Annotated in this window: 17 protein-coding genes; 14 read left to right on the forward strand and 3 right to left on the reverse strand. The window is 52.3% G+C overall.

All coding sequences use genetic code 11. From position 1 onward, the window contains the following. The first annotated feature begins 83 nt into the window (after positions 1 to 83). From HGP17_RS04340 to HGP17_RS04370, 7 genes are all read left to right on the forward strand, one after another. Entirely contained in the window at positions 84 to 1,355 is a 1,272-nt protein-coding gene (locus HGP17_RS04340; RefSeq protein ID WP_168806236.1) for a site-specific integrase, read from the forward strand. Then, positions 1,355 to 2,866 (forward strand): site-specific integrase, encoded by a 1,512-nt coding sequence (locus HGP17_RS04345; RefSeq protein WP_168806238.1) that lies wholly within the window; start codon positions 1,355 to 1,357, stop codon positions 2,864 to 2,866. Before HGP17_RS04340 ends, HGP17_RS04345 begins: the two co-directional genes overlap by 1 nt. Then, the gene (locus HGP17_RS04350) at positions 2,863 to 5,004 is read left to right on the forward strand and encodes a hypothetical protein (protein ID WP_168806240.1); all 2,142 of its coding nucleotides are present in this window, start codon (positions 2,863 to 2,865) and stop codon (positions 5,002 to 5,004) included. Before HGP17_RS04345 ends, HGP17_RS04350 begins: the two co-directional genes overlap by 4 nt. Before the next feature lies 1 nt (position 5,005). Next, positions 5,006 to 5,464, forward strand: coding sequence for a hypothetical protein (locus HGP17_RS04355; protein ID WP_168806242.1), 459 nt, complete (start codon positions 5,006 to 5,008; stop codon positions 5,462 to 5,464). Continuing rightward, a complete protein-coding gene (locus HGP17_RS04360; RefSeq protein ID WP_168806244.1) occupies positions 5,461 to 5,868 on the forward strand; it encodes a hypothetical protein in 408 nt (135 codons plus the stop codon). Before HGP17_RS04355 ends, HGP17_RS04360 begins: the two co-directional genes overlap by 4 nt. After that, on the forward strand, positions 5,865 to 7,763 hold the full coding sequence (locus HGP17_RS04365) for an AAA family ATPase (RefSeq protein WP_168806245.1): 1,899 nt from the start codon (positions 5,865 to 5,867) through the stop codon (positions 7,761 to 7,763). The genes HGP17_RS04360 and HGP17_RS04365 overlap by 4 nt, the downstream gene beginning before the upstream one ends. Positions 7,764 to 8,530: 767 nt before the next feature. Beyond that, positions 8,531 to 9,631 (forward strand): ImmA/IrrE family metallo-endopeptidase, encoded by a 1,101-nt coding sequence (locus tag HGP17_RS04370; RefSeq protein WP_168806248.1) that lies wholly within the window; start codon positions 8,531 to 8,533, stop codon positions 9,629 to 9,631. A 4-nt stretch (positions 9,632 to 9,635) separates the two neighbouring features. Here HGP17_RS04370 and HGP17_RS04375 read toward each other — a convergent pair whose 3' ends face one another. After that, positions 9,636 to 10,568: a hypothetical protein gene (locus HGP17_RS04375; RefSeq protein ID WP_168806250.1), complete on the reverse strand. Its 933-nt coding sequence runs from the start codon at positions 10,566 to 10,568 to the stop codon at positions 9,636 to 9,638. Positions 10,569 to 10,570: 2 nt separating this feature from the next. Then, positions 10,571 to 11,617, reverse strand: coding sequence for a thymidylate synthase (locus tag HGP17_RS04380; RefSeq protein WP_168806252.1), 1,047 nt, complete (start codon positions 11,615 to 11,617; stop codon positions 10,571 to 10,573). Between the two features lie 302 nt (positions 11,618 to 11,919). On the opposite strand from HGP17_RS04380, the gene HGP17_RS04385 reads away from it, so the two are divergent. From HGP17_RS04385 to HGP17_RS04415, 7 genes are all read left to right on the forward strand, one after another. After that, the gene (locus HGP17_RS04385) at positions 11,920 to 14,574 is read left to right on the forward strand and encodes an SMEK domain-containing protein (protein WP_168806253.1); all 2,655 of its coding nucleotides are present in this window, start codon (positions 11,920 to 11,922) and stop codon (positions 14,572 to 14,574) included. Continuing rightward, the gene (locus HGP17_RS04390) at positions 14,571 to 14,936 is read left to right on the forward strand and encodes a hypothetical protein (protein ID WP_168806255.1); all 366 of its coding nucleotides are present in this window, start codon (positions 14,571 to 14,573) and stop codon (positions 14,934 to 14,936) included. Before HGP17_RS04385 ends, HGP17_RS04390 begins: the two co-directional genes overlap by 4 nt. Continuing rightward, entirely contained in the window at positions 14,926 to 15,321 is a 396-nt protein-coding gene (locus HGP17_RS04395; RefSeq protein WP_168806257.1) for a hypothetical protein, read from the forward strand. The genes HGP17_RS04390 and HGP17_RS04395 overlap by 11 nt, the downstream gene beginning before the upstream one ends. Positions 15,322 to 15,326: 5 nt before the next feature. Next, complete coding sequence (locus tag HGP17_RS04400; RefSeq protein WP_168806259.1) at positions 15,327 to 16,361, forward strand: radical SAM protein; 1,035 nt, start codon at positions 15,327 to 15,329, stop codon at positions 16,359 to 16,361. An 88-nt stretch (positions 16,362 to 16,449) separates the two neighbouring features. Next, complete coding sequence (locus HGP17_RS04405) at positions 16,450 to 17,757, forward strand: hypothetical protein (protein WP_168806260.1); 1,308 nt, start codon at positions 16,450 to 16,452, stop codon at positions 17,755 to 17,757. A 143-nt stretch (positions 17,758 to 17,900) separates the two neighbouring features. After that, a complete protein-coding gene (locus tag HGP17_RS04410) occupies positions 17,901 to 19,286 on the forward strand; it encodes an AAA family ATPase (protein WP_168806262.1) in 1,386 nt (461 codons plus the stop codon). Continuing rightward, a complete protein-coding gene (locus tag HGP17_RS04415; protein ID WP_168806264.1) occupies positions 19,283 to 20,251 on the forward strand; it encodes a DUF4435 domain-containing protein in 969 nt (322 codons plus the stop codon). The genes HGP17_RS04410 and HGP17_RS04415 overlap by 4 nt, the downstream gene beginning before the upstream one ends. Positions 20,252 to 20,514: 263 nt before the next feature. Here HGP17_RS04415 and HGP17_RS04420 read toward each other — a convergent pair whose 3' ends face one another. Next, positions 20,515 to 21,333 carry a metallophosphoesterase gene (locus tag HGP17_RS04420; RefSeq protein WP_168806267.1) on the reverse strand — a complete coding sequence of 273 codons (819 nt, stop codon included), beginning with the start codon at positions 21,331 to 21,333 and terminating at the stop codon, positions 20,515 to 20,517. Between the last annotated feature and the right edge of the window lie 19 nt (positions 21,334 to 21,352).

Genomic DNA, 21,352 nt, shown 5'->3' on the forward strand with positions numbered 1-21,352 from the left:
TGTTTCAAATGATCAATGATCATTTAAGATTTGATTGACTGAACGTCTCTCACATTGCAAAGCTATTGCAAAAGGGAGCAGCCATGGCCAATTCGTTAGTCAATCCTTATTGTATACGGTGGGCGAAATTCAACGACGGCGAACGGATGCCGTTTCTCGTTAAGAGGTCAACTGGTACCCCCCTGGAAGACGCAACTTATTGGATGATTGCGCACCGACGAATACTTGGGGTGCAGTCCAACACACTCGGAAACGAACTTCGAGGCCTGTTCTTTATCTACTTATGGGCGGACGCCCGAGGGGTTGATATCCAACAGAGACTTGCCGAGGGAGTCTTCTTCTCGTTGAGTGAGATCACAGACCTCGGGAATTTCTGCGGTCTTTCTATCGAGAAAGCTGTCCGGCAAACCGCTTCGAGGTCCCCCAAAGTCGCTTCTCTTCAAGATCGTCGCAAAGCCACTAAAGGCCTGTCGGGTGAGAAACGAAATCGGCTGGCCGCTATATATTCGCTTATCGAGTTCACAAGTGCCGACTATCTCTCGCGGTTATCTCCATGGCCAAGCCGATGGGACCACTACAATTCGGTACGCAGTGAGTGTCTCAAGACGCTAGATGGTCAACGTAAGGGTGGAGGTCGTCGCAGTCGCGATGATGTCGGTCAACGTGAGGGCTTGGACGAAGATGTTCTGAACCGGCTGCGGGACGTTGTCGAGCCCGATCACTCGGAGAATCCATTCAAGCCTGAAGTTCGCTTCCGAAATTACGTGATTATCATGCTTCTGCTTGCATTGGGCATAAGACGTGGAGAGTTGTGCGGTTTGAAGGTAACGGATTGCCTATTCGGTACCAAAGGTACTGTGACGGTGCACCGTAGACCCGATGACCCGGCCGACCCAAGAAAACACAAACCTGCAACAAAAACAGCCGCACGAGTGATGCCCCTTAATCCTAAGCTCGTGGACTTGGTGCATGAGTGGATCACCCATCATCGATCAAAAATTGCAGGTGCGCGGCTTCATCCGTACTTAATCGTGAGTAGCGACACCGGGAAACCGATGTCGCTGTCCAACGTGAACAAGATCATGGAGCGTTTGCGGGACGCGGTACCTGGCCTACCGGTGGGACTGACTGCACACATTCTACGACACAGTTGGAACGACTGGTTCTCCCTTGAGATGGACAAAAAGGGCTACTCCGAAGATGAAGAGGTCAAGTGGAGAATGCGCCTGATGGGGTGGCGCGACCCCGACACTGCACGTCACTACCTTCGAAGAACTGTGCGTCGACGTTCGGACGAAGTCCTGCGTGAGATGCAAGATCAGTTGACCATTGGCGTCGGCGATAGGGAGCAGTAATGGGAAGTAGAATCGAATCTCAACATCTTCCACCTCTTCCCAACGTTGCCGTAACTCGGGACGGCTTCCGATTCGATCCGAGATTGCCAGACTGGTATATCCTTGGTCTTTTTGCGCCTGAACGGCTGAAGTTTAGCGAATTTGTCGCGCTGTCTCCCGATCTGGTACATAGCTTGAAAGTTGTGGTGCTATGGCACCTGCAGAACAGTTCGTATTCCCACGCTCGCAACTTATTCCAGAGTTTTGCTCGCTTCTATCGTCATCAGTACGCGAGCGCGAACACCGTATCTGACACCATCGAACTTCGTAATATATTGAACTTTCGTGCTGGTCTCGACGGTGCATCTGACTGGAAACTCGGCGTGCTGCGAATTTTACTTGAGGATATGCAGCGCCTTGGGGTGAATGTCACTTCACAAGAGAGCTTGGACTATCTCCGCGACGCAACAATTAGAGGCAACATCAAGGGCACCTCAATCCGTACGCGTGATCCGAGCGCGGGCAGTTTTAGCGACGGTGAACTTCTTGCCATCCAAGCTGAGATAAATGACGCTTACGCGAGCGGTCGAATTAGCCTCTACAATTTTGCAGTAACCTGGCTCTTCCTGGGGTACGGGCCCCGCCCAATTCAAATAGCAGCCTTGAAAGAGAACGATCTCATCGTGTCGGAAGGAAAGGAGGGTCGGTTCTATGCCCTGCGAATTCCGCGTGCAAAGCAACGCGGACACAATTTTAGATCAAGCTTTAAAACACGGTATTGCAGCAAGCAAATCGGCCAACTTTTGGAGGAGGTCATTCTACAGAACCGCCGATACAGGGCTGAGAGGGGCCTCCAGGGTAATGATTGGCCAATGTTCATTGCAAAAAGTCCAGGAGCTTTGCCCAACTTTCCATATCATATGACATCGAACAGGATTGCTTATCACTTGATGCACGTTGTTAGCCGCGTCACGGGTCTCAAAACCAATGCTCGCCGCTTTCGCATCACGCTTGCCCAACGAGCTGTCGATGACGGCAAAGACAAGCACACCGTAGCGGAACTGCTTGATCATTCCGACACGCAGAATGTCGGCGTCTATTATGAGGCCAGCCCAGCAATGGTGCCTCGCCTTGACCGGCATCTGGCAATGGAACTGGCCCCGATTGCTCAAGCCTTCGCTGGTGTGGTCGTCACCGTCAATGAGAAGCAAGGTTTGGAGGTCGATCCTTCCGCCCGAATATTCGACCGTTCCCTGAATAACGCTGAGAATGACGCTCTGGGCTCCTGCGGGCAAATGAGCTTTTGCGGATTGGCGATCCCGTTTGCCTGTTACACCTGTCGTCACTTCAAGCCGTGGCGTGACGGTCCGCACGAAGAGTTCATGGGAGCCCTGATCGATGATCGGGACAGGATGATAGCTGAAGAAATGTCACCGAAGCTCTACACGATCCGTGACCGGACGATCCTGGCTGTCGCAGAGGTAATCCAGCTCTGCGCAGCGCATCGAGATGGAGAAGAGGTCGCGGCATGAGCGGGAGCGTCGTCAAACTTTCATCAACCCAGATAGTTCATCCATCTGATCGGGTTCGCGATTTTATCGAGCTTGCCCAGAGCCAAATCGAGACTTTGATCCCGCATCACACTTGGGGCCAAGTCGTGTGGCCCGTTGGCGACAGTTTTATTACGAAGGGGCAAAACCGCGATAACCGAATCCTGGTCTACGTGAATAGGGATGCGACGATCTCATCGAAGCAGGAGGTCAACGGCGAGCCGTTGCATCCCGCCATCATTGATTTTGCCAAGGCTTATTGTCGTTATCTTCACGCGACATCGCCTGTGACCTTCGAAAACACCCGGAAGAGACTGGACGCGATACAGCTCATCGAAGCTGCATTCCGTCTATTGGGCCTCCACCCGGCAATTGAAAATCTCAACGTCGTCGTCCTGAATAAAGCCGTCGAGATTGCTCGGGAAGGAGTAGGCCCCGGTCGCCATTATCAGTTTGCGATCTATATCCAGCAGGTTCATCGCTTTTGTATGGATCGGCAGCTCCTGAATGCGCCGTTCCAATGGAAACACGGGGTCCGAAAGCCCAAAGACCGCACCGAGGAAATGGGGGCTGCCGCGAAGGAGTGGCGCGAGAAGAAGCTCCCAAGCCCTGAAGCGTTCCATGGCCTTGCACATGTCTATCGCAACGCCGAAACGGTGAGAGACAAGCTCTTTACCGCCGTCTGCGCCATTTGCATTGCTATTCCCATCCGGGCACATGAGGTGCTGCAGCTTCGTTTGGATTGCGAAGTAACGGGCAGAACGAAGTTGCCTGACAGTGGCGACGGAATCGAGACTTACGGTATCCGCGTTTGGCCGGGAAAAGGCAATCCACCCCAGGTAAAATGGGTTCCAACCCAGTTAGTCGACCTTGTAAAGCAGGCCGTACAACGCCTTCGTGACATGTGCGAGGACGCGCGAAAGACGTGTCGTTGGTATGAAGAAAACCCCGGAAAGCTCTGGCTTCCTGCTGCTTCAGAGCCTGCGAGGGTAACGGGGCACCTTCCGTTGACTGACCTTAATCAGTTTTTGAAGCATGAAGCCTCCGCCAGTAAGACCGCGATTAACGTGACGGCACAATGGGCACGTCAGATTGGCATTGAGCACGACAGTGATCGTAAGTACCAAGCGATGAAGAACGTGTCGTTGGCATCTCTATCACAGGCAATGTTGTCGCGGATGCCGAGAGACTTCCCGTACTACAATGGCGACAAGGATCAGCTTTACTCTAACACGCTGTTTGTTCTCGCGGGTAATGGGATATCCGAAATCCAGAAAACGGTCCCGTTTTACGTCGAGAAACCGACGGTTCAGGCCTTCGAACAGTGGCTATCCGGTCATGACAGCGGTGTAAAGCGCTCTGTCTTCCAGCGCTGGAACCTCAAAGAGCGCGATGGCTCTGACATTGAGATCACCACTCACGCATTCCGGCATTGGCTCAATACGGTTGCGCAGTTCCGAGGGATGAGTGACCTCGACATCGCGAAATGGAGCGGCCGTGACGTCGCCCAGAACAAGTCATACAACCACGTATCGCCAGAAGAGATGCTGTCCCAGATCAGGGAGGCAATCGGAGAGGGAAACGTGGCTGGACCGATGTTCGAAACGACCAGGGTCCAGGGCGTGAACCCGCCCGTTGACCGGCGAGCGTTTATCGAAGCACAAATTGGGTCCGCCTTGTTGAGCGACTTCGGCATATGTGTACACGACTATTCTCTGCTACCGTGCCAGAGCTTTGGTGATTGTCTCGGCTGTTCAGAAAATGTGTTCGTGAAAGGCGATCAGACCCATCGAACGAAGATCGAGAAGCGCCTCGCGACCACGGAAAAGCAGCTTGCTGATGCGCTCGTTGCGATGGGCAAAAGTTATTTTGGTGCCGATAAGTGGGTTGAGACCCATCAGCGTAGTGTCGAGCGCATGAAAGAGATGCTTGCGGTTCATGACAATCCAAGCATTCTCGACGGTACAATGGTCAACTTAGCCGAGGCCTCCCGCGATACCGCCGTTGCCATGGCAATCAGGGATCGTAAACAGAGCAACGAAGACCTCTTAGATGATGAAATCAATGCCGATGAGGATGACGATCTAGCCGAAATCTTTGCCATAATGGGTGAGGATTGATATGGCCGATGCCCGCCTGACCGACTCTGAGGTCGATAAGATCACAGGTCTCCTGACAACGTGGCAGGGAAAGCTAAGCTGGGAGCTTCTTATGCTGCGCGTTATCCCGATACTAGGGCGCGACTTCACGCGGCAGGGCCTCGATAAGCAGCCTTTGATTAGCGCGGCATTCAAACAAGCAAAAGATCGGCTTCGTATCCGAGCCAAAAAGGCGTCTCAACCGAGCGTCGACAGCAGGATGCCAGAGCTTGTGGCGGCAGAAAACCGGATCGAAAACCTTCTGGCCGAGATCGCGTTGATGAAAGCGGAGAAGGATCGGTTTCTGGAGCGGTTCGCGACCTGGTTATACAACGCTAGGAGCCGAGGATTGACGCAATTTGACCTGAGCCATCCGCTTCCGCGAATTGACCGCGATCACAGCGAGCGGAATACCGCTTCAAAACCGGGGCGCAAACGATGACCTTGAACCCTTTCCAGCAGGTCAGCGCAGAAAATTATGCGAAGTTTGAGCAATATCTGGACCGGCTCAAGGCTGCAGGCCTGAAACTCCCATCACGCGGTGGCAAGGTCAACAAGACCGCTGTCGCCACGGCCTGCGGTTTCAATCGCGAAACGTTCACCCAGAATGAGCGCTTCCACGAACGTCTTGTCCAAGGCGTCGCCGATCTGGGTCTTGAGGAAAAGAAAGCGCCGGAGGAAGTATCGGAGCCGAACGACACTCCGAAGCGCGATACGGCCGACAAAGCCCGGATTACGCAGTTGGAACAACATTTGGCGTCGGTGCGCAGCGAGAATTACGAGCTTCGCCGCCGTCTGGCACGGTACGAGCATGCGACCGCGACCGGAAAGAGAGTGATCCCTTGACGGTACTCCCCCGTGGCAAACACCTAATCGACTTCATGGCATCACGACCAGAGTTCGTCGGCGTGGGCAAGGCCACGGCGAACCGCCTTTGGGAGCGCTTCAATACTGATCTCTATGCAATCCTGGGCGATGGGGACATCGACCGACTCGCTGAGGTCTTGGATCGCAATCAGGCGGCAATCGTCATCGACGCATGGCGGACACAGCAGGCCACGGCCGATTGCGTCGTCTTCTTCGACGAACACGGGATCGACAACCGGCTCGCCAAAAAGGCTGTCGACTTCTGGGGTGATCAGGCCGTCCGGAGCATTCTGGACAATCCGTACCGTCTCCTGACCGTCTGCACCTGGAAGCAGATTGATGACGTTGCTCTTCGGCTAGGCGTGTCGAAGGACGATCCGAGAAGGCTGGTCGCGGCAGTAGAGAGTGTCCTCTATGATCGTCTGGATCGCAAACATACCTGGTGCTCAGGTTCCAAGCTTATCAAACTGACGGCCGAGCGGCTGCGCATGAGCCAGCAGGCTGCGGAAAAGGCTGTCGAGAGTGCCGTGCACGACGGCGCTGCTATCCCGATTGACGAGGGTTATCAGCCAGCGGGTGCCGCCTACATGGAGCGGTACATCGAGGACCGAATTCGTCGACACATTGCTCGAACTGTAACCAATGACCTTTTCCTTGATGGAATTCCTGCGGCGCAGGTCGATGCCTCCCTGCGGTCGTTTGGCTCATTGGTTCGACTGACGGAGGAGCAAGCGGCGGCCGTGAAGATGGTCATGGCCAACACGTTCTCGCTCCTCATCGGTGGCGCGGGCGTGGGGAAGACCACCGCGCTACGGGCGATCAATGCAACGGCGCGACACTTCGGAATGAAGGTCTACCAGTTGGCCGTCGCCGGAAGGGCTGCAAGCCGAATGTCAGCCTTGACCGGTCAACCAGCACAGACAATCGCCTCGTGGCTGAGGGCAGCCGCAGATGACAAGATCGAGGTCGGACGCCACACACTCATTATAATAGACGAAGCGTCGATGCTGGATTTGCCGACGCTATACCGCATTCTGTTTTACCTTCCGGACAACGCTCCATTGCTGTTGGTTGGCGATACCGCGCAGCTTCCGCCCATCGGGTTCGGCCTTACGCTTCATCGGCTCGTTCTGGAGAATGCCGTGCCGAAGGTCGAGCTTACGAAGATACTTCGGGCTTCGGAGGCCACCGGCATCCCGCAGGTGTCGGTCTCGATCCGCGAAGGTCGTCCCGAAAGGCTCGCCGAATATGCCGCTGGCGCGAAGGGCTGCTCCTTCCTCAGCGCTGATCCTCATCAGATGCTCGCCCGCCTGGAAGACGTGCTGCACGATCTTGCCAACGAAGAGGTCCAGATAGTCGCAGCGACGTACGGCGGCGCGGCCGGTATTGATGCCATCAATCAGCGCTTCCATCAAAGGAACAGGGAACGAGGCCAGCAGAGCCAATTTGGATTTGCGGTTGGGGACCCGTGTATCTGGCTTGTGAACGATTACGACCGCCGTCTTTGGAATGGCTCGATGGGTCAGGTGACCGGATTTGATGGTCAGAGTGTCCTCGTGGCCTTTGACGGAATCCGACACCGTATCCCGGTAACTGAACTGGACCGGCTGGGTCTCGCATATTGCATCAGTGTTCATAAGGCGCAGGGCAGCCAATTTGCCAACGTTCTGGTGCCTCTGCAAAAAGCTGCTAACCTGGATCGAGCGATGCTCTACACGTCCACGACTCGAGCCACCGACCGCGTCATCATGTTGGGATCGCGAGCGACATATGTGGATACGGCGACTTCGCGGCCGGTATCAATGGAGCGAGACGTCGCTCTCCATCTTCGCCTGCAAGCGGTTGATGTGAAAACGGGCCAGCCTTGCGGCTAGCCCGTCATCATTCACACGGTCATCGCCGTCCCCGGCTGTACCGTGAGGAACCGGTAGCATGGAAATCATTCACTGCAAATATCTTAGCCGGTGAATGGCGGGCTTGCCCGCCAGAGGGGCGGCAATGAGCCCCTGTCTTCAATTTAAAAGAGCCGGAGATTGAGTTGCACGCACTGACGTCCAGAATTGGCAGGCGGCAACTATTTTGCACCAAGTAAAATGCGCCTCGTGATCTCTGATAGCGCCAGTGTACAATTCGAATTGGTCTTCGAAGATCAGCAATAATAGCTAATTTTGGCGAATATGGCCGGGGCGATTTTTTTGTCGGGCATAACTGGTGGTTGATCGTAATCGAGCGAAGTGTAACGTCGTTGTAGTACGCGGATGATTCCCTCTATCAACATGATGTTGGTTGTAAACAATCGGATAGGGAGGCGTGTTCAGTGACATTTGGGCAAGACCGATTTGCAATTGACATACATATCCACAGCCATTCGGCAAGTGACGCTGGACAGCGAGGTCGCGCGGCAGCTACTCGGCCCGCAGCGTGCAAGCATCTATCAAGGCTTGATCGCTGACCTTCGGGAAGCCGACTTCTTAGGCGAGGTTCCCGGGGACCGGCTCGTTCAGGATACTGACAAGGGTCTTCTGGTATCATTTGATATCGGAGATCGGACTGCCCTGGTGGTTGAACCACTGGACAATGATTGGCAAAGCGCTCACCGGGTTTTGCTGCGGAACATAAATCGCGATCAAGAGGTCATTGTATGAGCTTTGAGCCGAATTGGGCTTCCGCGCCGGGCGCGACCATCATTCGCCTAATGGACGCGAAAGAGATACCTTTCGACGATATGGCGTCAGGACTTGGTCTTTCGGAGACTCAACTCCAGGCTCTTATTGACGGGCGTGCCCGGATCGATGGACAGTTGGCCTCGGCTCTTTCAGAGAATCTTGGTTCGACGCCACGCTTTTGGCTGGCACGCGACAAAACGTATGTTGAGGAACTCTCGCGCCTGGCCCCAGACAGCGGTGATGTCTCCCAGTGGATCAAATCTCTGCCGATCCGTTCCATGAGAAAATATGGATGGGTCGATGCAAATCGTGGAGAGGACGCCATTTTGGCTTCCGTCCTCCGCTTTTTCGGCTGCGATGACCTTCTTTCCTGGAATGCCAAGTATTCGGCAGGCGTGGGGGTTGTTGCTTTCCGTACCTCATTTGCGTTCGAAGCAAATGAAATGGCCACCCTTGTATGGTTGCGGGCTGGGGAAAGCCAGGCTGAAAGGTTAGGCTTGCCAGAATATGACCGGCAGGCATTTATCGATCTTTTGCCTCGCTTACGCCGGTTATCGGCATTCAAGCATCCGAAAACATTCCTTCCTCGACTGATCGAGGCATGCCGTGCGGTTGGTGTCGCAGTCACGACCGCCCGAGCGCCGGAAGGCTGCCGCGCCAGTGGAGCATCGTGGGTTCTGAGTTCGCGGCATCCGATCATTCATCTCAGCTTCCGACACCTGTCGGAGGACCACTTCTGGTTCACCTTCTTCCACGAAGCGGCTCACGTCGTGCTGCATGGGGAAGAACACATTGACGTCGATGGAAGCAATCCGTCGATGGAAACCAATTCAGCAAAAGAAGACGAGGCTGACGAGTTCGCGCAGCGCCTTTTGGTTTCGCCCGAAGCGCTCGATGATTTGAAGCGGAATCCCGCTCCGAGAAGGATATTAGCGGCCGCCCGACATCTTGGCGTGACGGCAGGTATCATTATCGGCCAGCTGGAAAAGGTGGGTGCACTCCCACCAGGTCGCTTGAATAGAATGAAACATCGCTACAGATGGTCTGAAGACGCGTTCTTTCCTGAATCCGCTTGAACCATTACCCTTTAAAGTAGATATATTTGTCTGGGGACTTTTGCCAGTTGCAGAGGCTGTCCTCTATCACCTGTTTGCCGGTCTGAAGATAGTTGTCTAAGCCATCGACGCGAAGTGATAGCGAGCTGGCTGATGCTGTGTGAGTGGTTGAGTTATAAAAAAGCAGCTTCGCGCCGGAGAGTGGGCCGGTCGCCCCGACGATATAGGCGCTTCCTGCTTCGATTGGAGCTAAGTCGAGCTTCGATAGCATCGTCAGGAAATCGAATTTTCCCAAGCGACCGAAGCCGTGGACCGCATTCAGCGAGCGGTACAGTTCATCAAAGACCTCCGTCGGGTTCTGACCAACACGCTGATGAGTGGACTGGATGAGTTGCACGAAGCCGCCGACCTTGAACTGCCAATCGTAATATGTGTCGAACACCGCCGAAATGGCCGAAGGCTTCTTCGATTGGTATTGGCGGTGGTTCGAATATCTGCCGGATTTGGTGGGGTCAGCGAGAGCAGCCTGGTTTTGAACCAGCATCTGATTGAAAGCGGCCGGGCTATTGCCGTAGGTCACGACGTCCCAAACAGGCCCCGCGCCGAACGAACCAAAGACATTGGCTGCCAATTTCCATCCGTCGACAACGTGCTTCCCAAAATGTGTCGCGACAAACGCCATCCACACAGCCTCGTCACGCTTGCCTAACTTGCCGAGACGAGCTGCAGCTCGGATCGGATCGAACAAATGGTCGTGGGGGTCATCTCGCGAAGGATCGATTTTAGCCGTCGTCAGCAGCTTGATGTACTCAATCCGACGCAGGCTGGAGATCAACTGATCGAGCCAAGTATCCTTGCGAGCTGCGGTCGACAGGCCCGCCAGTTTGCCATGAGCTTGCTCATAAGCAGTGATCGCCGCGTCAAGCTGGGCTCGCCGATTGTAATGTGCGCGTTGCAAATCTATTTCCCTCTAAGGTAGTCTTTGGCGCTCTGATCGCTACCTAAGACCTTTTTCAATCTATCGATAGCAAATGTTTTGAACCCTGGAGAGAGGTCCTCTATGTGTGTTTTGATCACGGCCGCTGTCTCAGCGTCCTCCAAGCTCGCATGGATTTTCAACATGACCGCCAGGTCGCGCCAATAAGGTGTCATAGATGCGGGAATGTCGGTGGCCGGTAACCCAAGTCGCAAAGCTTCCTCCACCCCAAGGAATTTACGGATGCTTTCCCAAGGGTCACCTGCGGGCATCGGGGTCATCGGCACGTCATCAAGATAGTGCTCGCTGATATAGCTCTGTGCCATCTTTCGTGGCTTTAGGTCTTCGGTGTCGTCATAGAGGTGGAGGCTGCCGACCGAATGGAAATAATGGCCGACCTCGTAACCGAGTTGGCGTGCTGCAATCTCCTGGAACATTGTAAATGAGAAAATGTCGTGCGGAAGGCCAAGGTAGGCATCATTGGACCGCATATGTGCTTCCAAATCCAGTAGTCCGTCCCTAACAACAAACTGCAGGCTGCAGGTGCAGGGTATATCCAGGCTGCCGCGCCTGACGTCGGCATTGGAAAACAACTGGATCGTCGCGTTTCTCGATCCGGGCCGCTCCTTAAGTGTATCGATCACGCGCTGCCACTCTGTACCGATTTTTACCTTATCTCCGACCTTGTATCGCCCGCGAATGCCAAACATCCGCTTGCCATAAGCTCCATTGAGCGTCGTTTTATCATCTGAAAACTCGTCGTACCGGTCGAGGTAGTGCTTGATGAAAGGAAGGGCGTCGCTACCAGCGAGATACCAAGACATTTCGCCCAAGGCGCTGGTGATTTTTGAACGGCCGATTGAGCGACTGATACGCGCCCTCGGATTCTTCAGCTCAAGAAGGGCGGCGAAGATTTCCGTGCTGAAGCCCTTCCGCGAGTAAACGCGTCTGTTCCGCTGATCATCGGAAAGGAGCTGCTGATATACCTGCCGCAGCAGGCCGTCGATGGTTTCTGCGGTGGCTGTGAACAAGAGTCACCCGAATCAAGCGCTGTTAAACTTTAGCAATATTATATTCGTTGCTTCGAGATACTAGGGGTGGAATAGATTTGCAGGTCTTCCCGTCGCAACCACGTTGAGATCAAGAGGACAGGCATCTTGGAAGGTCAAGGGCAACCCGAGCGCATCCACATTGAATTCGGTCTGCGCTCCAGGAAGGCGACGAAGGCTCCGTTTCTCGCCGTAAAAGTTGTAGAAAATCGTTTCGGGACCATTGGCGACGCACGCCTATTTTCGTATTTTGTGATAATAAATTATCGTCGGACGCAGCCAAGATGAACACCCAGGAATATCTCAATCAGATAAAGCGATATTTTACCCATCTGGTTGTGGACATTAAATGTAATAATGCCTCCGATCATTTTGACATTAATAAGATCGCCGAAAATTTCTTCATCCCGATACTTTCGATCATTTTCGATTGTCCAGACTTGAACAATCAAAACCTAATCAAAGCGAACTTTCCTTCGGTCGACTTAGGAAGCATCGCTAGAAAATTGTCGTTCCAGATAACGTCGGATGGAAGCAGCTCGAAAATAATCCATACGCTTGAGAAATTTCGTGAGCATAAGCTTGAGGCGTTATTTGACGAGCTGTACATCCTGGTCATCACCGAGAAGCAAGGGTCGTATACTTCCAAGGCGCTAATGGAAGAGGTTGAAAAGCATTCGATTGCTTTTAACGTAAATGCTCACGTCATCGACTACACTGACCTGATGGCGAACATCGCAGGCGCACCCATCGAGAAGTTGAGGGCTTTGCATGAGGCGCTGACAGCGGAATTCGAGCGATACAGCGATTACAATCGTTTCCGGAACGACCTGGAAGGCTTCCTTCACTTCAGCAACTCGAAGATTGAGATTGAGAAGAATACAAAAAAATATATTCCTTCGATATATGTGGAGCCAATCAAATCCAAGGAAACGACCCGAATTTTTGGTCACCCAACCTTCTTTGGGCGGAAAATCGAAGATGAGATACGCAAGGTCGATTATTCCTATTTGAACAAGCAGCTTGCGAAAATTGCTATTGCGCCGCTGACGTCCGCCATCATTCCTCTTTCCGACAATGACTTTCCTCGTTCGATTGAAGAGGTCGGTGAGTATCTAACGGAGCGGAAGGCGCTGATCGATTCGGAAATTGAGCGCGTCAATCCTTTCGGGCACTCACCGAAGAATCCTGCATCCACGCCAGCGATTGCTCCCGAAAAGGAGGCGATGCAATCCCTTTTAAAGCTCAAGACCGAGGGAATGGCGAGCTACGCAGAATGGACCTACATTGAGGCACTTGGCCTGATAAAGAAGGCTCAGTCCAAGATTCTCCTGATCACAAGTGTGGCTGGACAGGGAAAAACCAATTTCATCTGCGATCTTGTCGAAAACCAGTTCGCGAAGTTCGAAATCCCGACAGTCTTTATTCCGGCGCGGGAATTGAACAAATATCCCCATCCAAACCGAATTTTCTCTTTCATTTCCCAAAACAGGTTCTTGCCAAAGTGCGACGACGTTTACGACGTCCTGGACCTGTTCAACCAGGTCTCGAAGGGCATCAATAAGGCGTTTATCGTCGCGATTGACGGAATCAACGAGGTAAAGGAACTGGATAGCTTTCTCTCGGAGCTTTCTGATTTTCTCAATGCTGCCAGTCAGTTCGAATTCATCAAAACGATCATCACCTGCCGAACAGAGTTTTTTGACAGCAAATTCTCATCTCTTCTAAGCGAGCCATTTTCCGATTTTATTCTGCGGATCGAAGACCTGAAGGCAGAGATGTCGGACGAAAGCCTCCGCAGGATGCTTCGCTCCTACTTAAAGCACTTTCAGATAAAGATTGAGCTTTCCAGGAGCGCAGCAAGCTTTCTGAAAAGCGACCTTCTGATGATGAGGATTTTCTGCGATCTGAATGAGGGGAAAGACAAAGGCTATATTTCGGACATCTACAAAATCCAGCTGTACCAGGATTACCTTCTTCGCAAGGGAGAGAGTCTACCGAAACAATTGAAGAAGGAACTCCTTCCGTCTCTTTATCGGATCGCACAGCACATGCTTTCCGACAATTGCTTTCACAATATCAACATCGGTGGTTACACGGTAGAGCAACAAGAGATCGTAGAGCGCCTTGTCTCGGAGGATATAATTCTCAGACGTGAGCCGTCTGAAAAGACGCTGGATACGATGCTCGATGAGACGATTTCCTTCACCTACGACGAGCTTCGAGACTTTATAATTGCCACCTACCTCGTGAAAGATTTGGCGAAAACGGACTCCTCAGCATTTTGCAGTATATTTGCTAGCTTGGAGCCGCTTCCAATCTACGAAGGCGTTTTTAAGTACGTCTATCTGATTGCACGGCAGTCGAAAGACGATTTCATTCTGAAGCAATGCGAGGATGCCAAAAGTTTTGATGAGCATTATTCTCACGCAATTGCGACCCTGCCTCACGAACTTCAAACTGAAGACGACGTCGAACGTGTAATCCAGTATCTTGATGTCAACGGCGACAAGCACGTTCTCGCAAGAGTTGCAGTCTTCCTTTTCAACAACGACAGTTCCGACCGCTTGCTAAATAGACGGTTGCTCGTCGAGCATATCAATTTAGTTGATGATCCAGACGCAGAGAACCTGCTGTTTGCCATGTTTAGAACTCAGGCGTCTGCACGAACGTGGGGAGAGGACCCCATCAAGGACTTCCTAAGGGCCTGGCTGGAAAACCCGACACCAGATGACGGCGAAGACCTCTATTTGATCTTTATTATACAGCTCGCATTCTTAGCCGATTATGGGCTACGGTTCGAAGTCGAATCCGAGTTGGAGCAAATCAAGGGGCGGGGTAAGAATGCAGCTTGCTTCGCGTTTGTCGAGAACGCACGCTCATCGGACATTTCAACTTTCGCAAAATCAATCGATGCGTTTGTGGGAAAATCCAAATGAAGGAAGCGAAATTATTTCTGCCATTCCCCACGCCGCCATCGCTATCGGAGTTTCTCGAAATTCTTTCAGTAAAGCCGGGTGGCCTTGCCGCTCAGCTTACCAAGTATGTTTATGATGCGTTTTTCGTGGGATCGCTCGATCTCAAAGAAGAATATCGTCGCTACTACTGCGTCGAGTACCCCACCCTTCGTTATTATCTTGCGATGGTTCACGGTGAACGCTTCGAGGAAGCCGACCTAGACCAAACTCATATATTTCGCATCACCAACCTTCCTCAAATGGTCGATGATTTTCAAGGCGGGACCTATCTCGACACCGTGTTGGAAGTCTTGGAAAAGTGGAGAGCCGGACGTGAAAATTAAAATGGATTTCGTGTCGAACAGTTCATCGACTTCTTTCATATACATTTCCGACCAGGAATTCACCAAGGAAAATTTCCTTGAAGCCATTGGCGCTTCAAACGAGGGGCCATTGAGCGGACTTTTCGTGGCCATGTTTGAGGAGCTGAACAGTTCGATTGAACGCGGTGAACGAATTGAGGACATTGCTCAGGCTTCCTCAAGCCGTGATTTCGATCTAACCCCAGAGGTCCTGGAACGTGTCGCGATTGCTCTCAAGGACGGCAAACCCGTTATTCGTGGCGGCTTAAGCAGCGACGGCGCATTGGCTGAGTCGATCCTTTGCATGGAGATGTTTGAAATCGATACGGACAAGATGTTTATCAACGCTTACCCCAGCTACTGGTGATCTCCATGCTTCGGATGAACCGCTACCAAGACGAAGGCTACTCGACGTTTTTTAACGCGAAAACCGGTTTCTTTGCTCGTGTCGAAGACAAGGGTAAGCCGGAGCCATTCTGGTCGCCGCATGGTCCAGAACTCATGGACATATCGATCACAAACTGGTGCGATAAGGGCTGCGCGTTCTGTTACAAGAGTTCCACAAAGTCTGGGCATCACATGAAGCTCGACGATTACAAGAGTGTGATCGATGCCGCTGCTCGAATGGGGACTTTCCAGGTCGCACTTGGCGGTGGCAATCCGAACCAGCATCCTGATTTTATCGAGATACTCCGATACACGCACGAGCGCCGGATCGTTCCGAATTATACGACCAATGGCAGAGGCCTGACCGACGAGATTTTGGAAGCCACCAAATCATTCTGTGGCGCGGTCGCCGTCTCAGCTTATCCGCCTTACGATGAGACGACGTCCACGATCCGGCTTCTCGCCGCCTTCGGAATAAAGACGAACATTCACTACATCCTGGATGCAAGCAGTGTGGACACAGCAATCCAGTGGATGACCGAGCCGCCCGAATTCCTGCGAGGAATAAACGCTCTCGTCTTCCTGAACTACAAGCCATCCGGGCGAAAAGTGTTCGAGGCCAACTTGCTTCGAAACAGCGACCGCCTCGACGAGTTTTTCAAGCTGGCGACCTCGAAGGAATGCAAGCTGAAGGTTGGGTTTGACGCCTGCTGTGTGAGCGGGGTTTTCGCCCGCACTAAAACAAGCTCGACAGTTGTCGATGCATGCGATGCCGGAAGGTTCTCGCTCTATGTGTCGGAGGACATGCAGGTTCACCCGTGCTCGTTCCAGGGCGGGCTTGCGGCGGGCGATAAACTGACGGCTGAAAACACCTTAGAGGACATCTGGAAGAATTCGCCGAATATGAAGTCCTTCCGAGACTATTTCAGCTCGAACCGCTGTGCTGGTTGCGGGCATCAATCCTCATGCATGAACGGCTGTCCGATCTTTGAGGACTTGGTGGTCTGCGGAAATCGGTAACGAGATGCGAATGGTTGTCGACTGCATAGGCAGGAGCACCGAGGGCATCTCTGAGCCCGCGATACACAGTTGGATTTGGAGTTGAGGAATGCCCGTATCCAAGCTTCAGAGAGAAGTTGTACTGAAGGCACTAGCTTCGGTCTATCAGACCGTCGGTGACGACGGCATGCGAACCTCGTTCATGTTGAACGCGCGGCGCGGAAATCCGTTTTCTGGCGGTATATCCATTACATTGTTCTTCAGGCACTCGCTCTTGGTTGAAGCTGCTGTCATCCTGAGACGAGACGGCCCTTCATTCTATCGGCACATATCATTGTCGGAGGTCCAGTCCGACCTCAGGAACTTCGTTGTGGACCATTTCAATTTGGTGGGCGACGCCATGATATTGAAACAGGTCGAGGGGTCCCTCTTGGAGAATGCGCCGAAGGAGAAAGTTGAGGCTCTTGCCGAGGCGCTCGCTCAGTCGTCATTGTTCGCACCGAAGATGATCCCCACCATCTTTCCCATCATACCGGTGAAAGTTGAAGACGATTTCGAGGGCAAGGTCTTCTGCGCGGTGAGCCCTGACGGGCTCGCCCGAGGGACGGTGTTGCCCGAAAAATTTCGCCCAATTTTAGTTCCAAATCAGTTCCCGCCGTTCGCCGAGAAGCACTCCAAAAAAGAGATTCCAAACTCGTGGCTCGTGGTTCGCGTCCCTCACGCGGGCACCGGGAGCAAATTGCGGTCAGCCATCCTGGGAGCGGTCGCTCTGTCAGTTCGAGCCCCCTATCGATATCAGTTTACCGGCAGAGAGATGTTCGGTGGAAAATGTGCGCTGACAGACACAGGTTACACACTGAACTTTTCTGATCCAGCTACACCGGCCCTTGGACAGGATGTAATCTTACAAAAAGCCGATCACGCTTGGTTACGGATATTAGATAAGAAACTCGAATCGAATGCTGACGCTGACGTCCGGCAGATTAAAGCCTTGCAGTATTACTATCGGGCTTGGTTCCTGGAGGATGCTGAACGCTTCCCCATCACATGCATGGCGCTGGATTCCCTACTGGGTGATCAGGGCGCTGCTACGGAGTCAGTGATCAAAGGCGTAAGGGATTTGCTTGGAGAACAGGTGGAATGGGATCGCCTGAGCCTTCTCATGAAACTGCGCGGATCAGTGATCCACGGAGGTGCACCCGATGTCTACGAATCCAGCAAGTATGCGAGATACTACTCCGGCTACGGCGAGGACCCCATTTCAGATATGGATTCGGTCGTTACCGAATGCCTGCGACGCAAGATATTTGGCGCTGACTTCGTGGAACAGGTCGACCCCTATGCGAAGATCATAGAGGAGCATCGGAATATGGGAAATATTCCGGCTTCAAACGAGCGGAAAGGCATCTTGGGGTGATGCCGTTCCCGTCAGCGCAAAACGCTGAAACACAGCGGCTTGCGTGAAGCATCCTTTTTTTTTCCAGATGCGCAGTCCTCGCTTGAAGGGCACCTCAACTCATGATTGGAATTGGTTCGAGTTAATAGGACATCGACTGATCAATGAACAGCAACGCGGAATTCACCAAATTTGTGATAAATGGATTGCGTGGCAGCAAGTCCGTATCAGCAAAACTCCATTCTAACACGCTGATTCTGGTGGGCGAGAACGGGTCCGGCAAGACCACATTCTTGCGGATGCTTTTCTATTTTCTTTCGGGAAGGTGGTCAAATCTTGCTGAGTTCGAGTTTGACAGCATCTCAGCCACTCTCGATGGCAAGACGTTTCATGTGTCGCACGAAGACGTATTGAGTATTACTAATCTCCTTGTTGATCCGCGAACCCTTAGTCGCTTTCCAGCGAGTCAGAGGCGCAGGATCAATGAGGCTATAGAGTTGGGTCGGTTCGCCGAGGCTGAGGCATTATTCTCCGCGTATGCCAAGCACATGGGTATTACGTTGCCCTCGCAACAAATCGAATTGTTCAGAGAACGTGGCGAGCGGATGGACAATCTGCTCGCACTCCAAGAGGAGGTTGCCAATACGCTTCAAGCGCAAATTCTTTATCTTCCTACATACCGAAGAATTGAGCGCGAGCTAAGCAGCATTCTCAGCGGATATGATCCTGATGAACGACGTAGTCCTGCCGCGATAGCTAGACAGCAGCAGGAAGATGCCAGGGACTACGTCGAACTTGTCGAATTCGGCATGAACGATGTCAAGAAATCGATAAACCGAGCATTGGGCGAGATACGTGATTTCCAGCTGGTCGAGGCCACGCGCCTCAGCGTAAGTTACCTTGGCGATGTTGTTAGTCAAAGCTATAAGTCTGTAGACCGCCATGAAATCGAAAATGCATCAGATGAAAATATCGATAACATACTTAATCGAATTGACAGTACAATTTTGAGTGCGCAGCATAAGAAGCGCCTTAGAGACGTCATTCGCTCCGCTAAGACCACTTCGAACGTGCCCTCCGAGCATGAGCAGATCATCTATCATTACTTCTCGAAACTCATTCGGTTTCAGCGAGATTTACAGAATAGGGAACGCTCTATATCTGAATTTTGTGAGTTGTGTTCAACTTACATTGTAGACAAGTCGTTTACATATTCTACTCGCGATATTTCCTTCAATATTACATCCAAGCGAGATAAAGCCGAAGTTCAATTGTCTGACCTGAGTTCTGGAGAGAAGCAAATAGTATCCCTCTTCAGTCACTTATATCTTTCAGGGCGACAAAAATATTTCGTTTTGATCGACGAGCCGGAGTTATCACTTTCCGTTCCGTGGCAAAGGCGGTTTCTAATGGATATTCACAACGCCTCGTTTTGTGCGGGTATGGTCGCAGTGACACATTCACCGTTTATCTACGACAACGAATTAAGGAAGCATGCGCACGCGTTGGGAGAGTTCGTAAGCGGCGCGGATTGGGGCAATATTGAATGACGATGCTTGAAGTGCATGCGGCAGCGCTGGCGCAGGTTGACGAAGCGTATCATGAGTTCCTTCTTCGCTATGATGTCATGAGAAAAAGTGTCTATGGTTTCGTCGAAGGAAAAGAAGACCCCTCGTACTATCGAAGCCTGGTCGAGCGGTTCATCCCTGAGGATTGGTCAATCGAATTTCTTGCATCGGGCAATCGAAAGAAAGTGTTGGATACCGAAGCGGCGTTCGACTGGACCAGGTTTTCGCGAAGACAGATCGTTTTTTTTGTCGACAGAGATTTGGTGCATTTCCTCAATCCTGAGATAGCGTACCCTGAGAACGTGTACGTGACTGACGGGTATTCGGTAGAAAATTCGATAGTCACGAGAGACGTTTTCGCCCGCCTACTTGAAGAGGTTCACAATGTTGTCGATTGGACACCCCAAGAGCGCGATCAACTGCTGCATCATTTTGACCAACAACTTGAAGCGTTCCAGGAGCTTTTATCACCAGTTATGGCGCAAATTGGGATTTGGCGTCGAGATAAGGTCAGAGCCAATCTTAATAATTTTGACCTTGGATCGGTAATTCGCGTGGTAGATGGCCAGATAACATCGACCGATGATCGGCAAACCGTCGATCAGAAGATCGACAGACTTTGTCAATGCGTAGGGGCCGAGGCTGCTTCGGCGCAGCAGAGGGATGCGATGGAGGAAGGTTTTCGCGCAGCAAATGGACCAAGGAATTTAACACGAGGGAAATATCTTGTCTGGTTCCTAACGGCCATTGCAAATGATTGTCACGGACGGATAGACCAGATCGTACAAGCCTACCAAAATCCTCCGCGACCAAAGCTTACCCTGGGCGTTAATAACGTGATGGTAGTTGCGGCTCCTCGTGCGCGAAGCCCGAATTCGCTGAGAACATTTATAGAAAATACGTTGGCAGCCTTCATACAGGCGCGTAGTGCTCCGATTGCAGGCTAAATCGGATTTGCCATTTTCGAGCGGGGTGGACCTCTACAGCTCCTAGCGAGGTGTAGGGCTGAAAGTGGTGGCACAGCCTGGGAGATTTGTTTCGCGTTGCCTTGAACGCGTTTGTGTGCGGCATGCGCATTCAGCCTGAAGATATCCGTAAATTTTCTAAATATTGTTCCCTCGCCAGCAAGGCGAAACTGGTGGACTGGTATCATGTTGCCATTGCCTCAGCACCATGACTTGGCGACCCTTACCCGGACCGCAGTCCGGCGTTAGGGGCAGAGGTCGATGACAAACCCTGGACGAAAACCATTCGACTCTTGTTCTGTCGCATTTCCTCTCGGGTTGCAGAGAATTCTGGTGCTGCCAAACATGTAGTCTCGTGCACGGTGAATGTGGCCGTGTATCCAAATCGACGGCCGCCGGAGCGTGATCAAACTCGACAAATCGCTTCCGAAACAGGCGTTTGTAACATTGCCGTAGAAACGCGCATCCAAACTGTCGGGCAACGGTGCGTGGTGTGAAATTACGATTGTTCGAGCTGCGTGAGACTTCGATAATTCTTGATCGATATACGCTCGGCTTTCCTTGTGACGGCGATAGATTTCCCGAACTGTAACTGATCCGGTCTGGCCTGGCTTTCTTTCGTCTGAGCGGAAAATCAGGTGGAAATCGAGCATGTAGCCAGGAGCGTTCTGGAAAGCGTGGGTGCGGCGCTCCTCGGGCGACAGGTGCTCATCTCCGCCAATCTCGACAGCGAAATCAGTCCAAAGGGTCGCTCCAATAAAGCGGCACCCTCCGATCTCCACGCTGTCGTTTTCAAGGAGGTGAACGTTGGAATTCTCCACCGCACGACGTGCCTTTTCGAGTGCGTACTCAATGCTTACCCCGAAATAATCATGATTTCCTAGAACGACTACGACCGGCATTTTTGGAGAAATGACGTTTTGGAGGTATCTGATCGTTTTATCGATTTCGTCGGAGACATCACCGGCACAGATGCACAGGTCTGCATCCGGCATCTTCAGGTGGCTTCCCCAAAACCTGTCCATCGCGGATAGGTGAATGTCACTGATGATCCAAGCTCGCATAGCTGGTCCCTTACGCCCG

The sequence above is a fragment of the Rhizobium sp. P38BS-XIX genome (genome assembly GCF_012641435.1).
Taxonomy (GTDB): Bacteria; Pseudomonadota; Alphaproteobacteria; order Rhizobiales; family Rhizobiaceae; genus Rhizobium.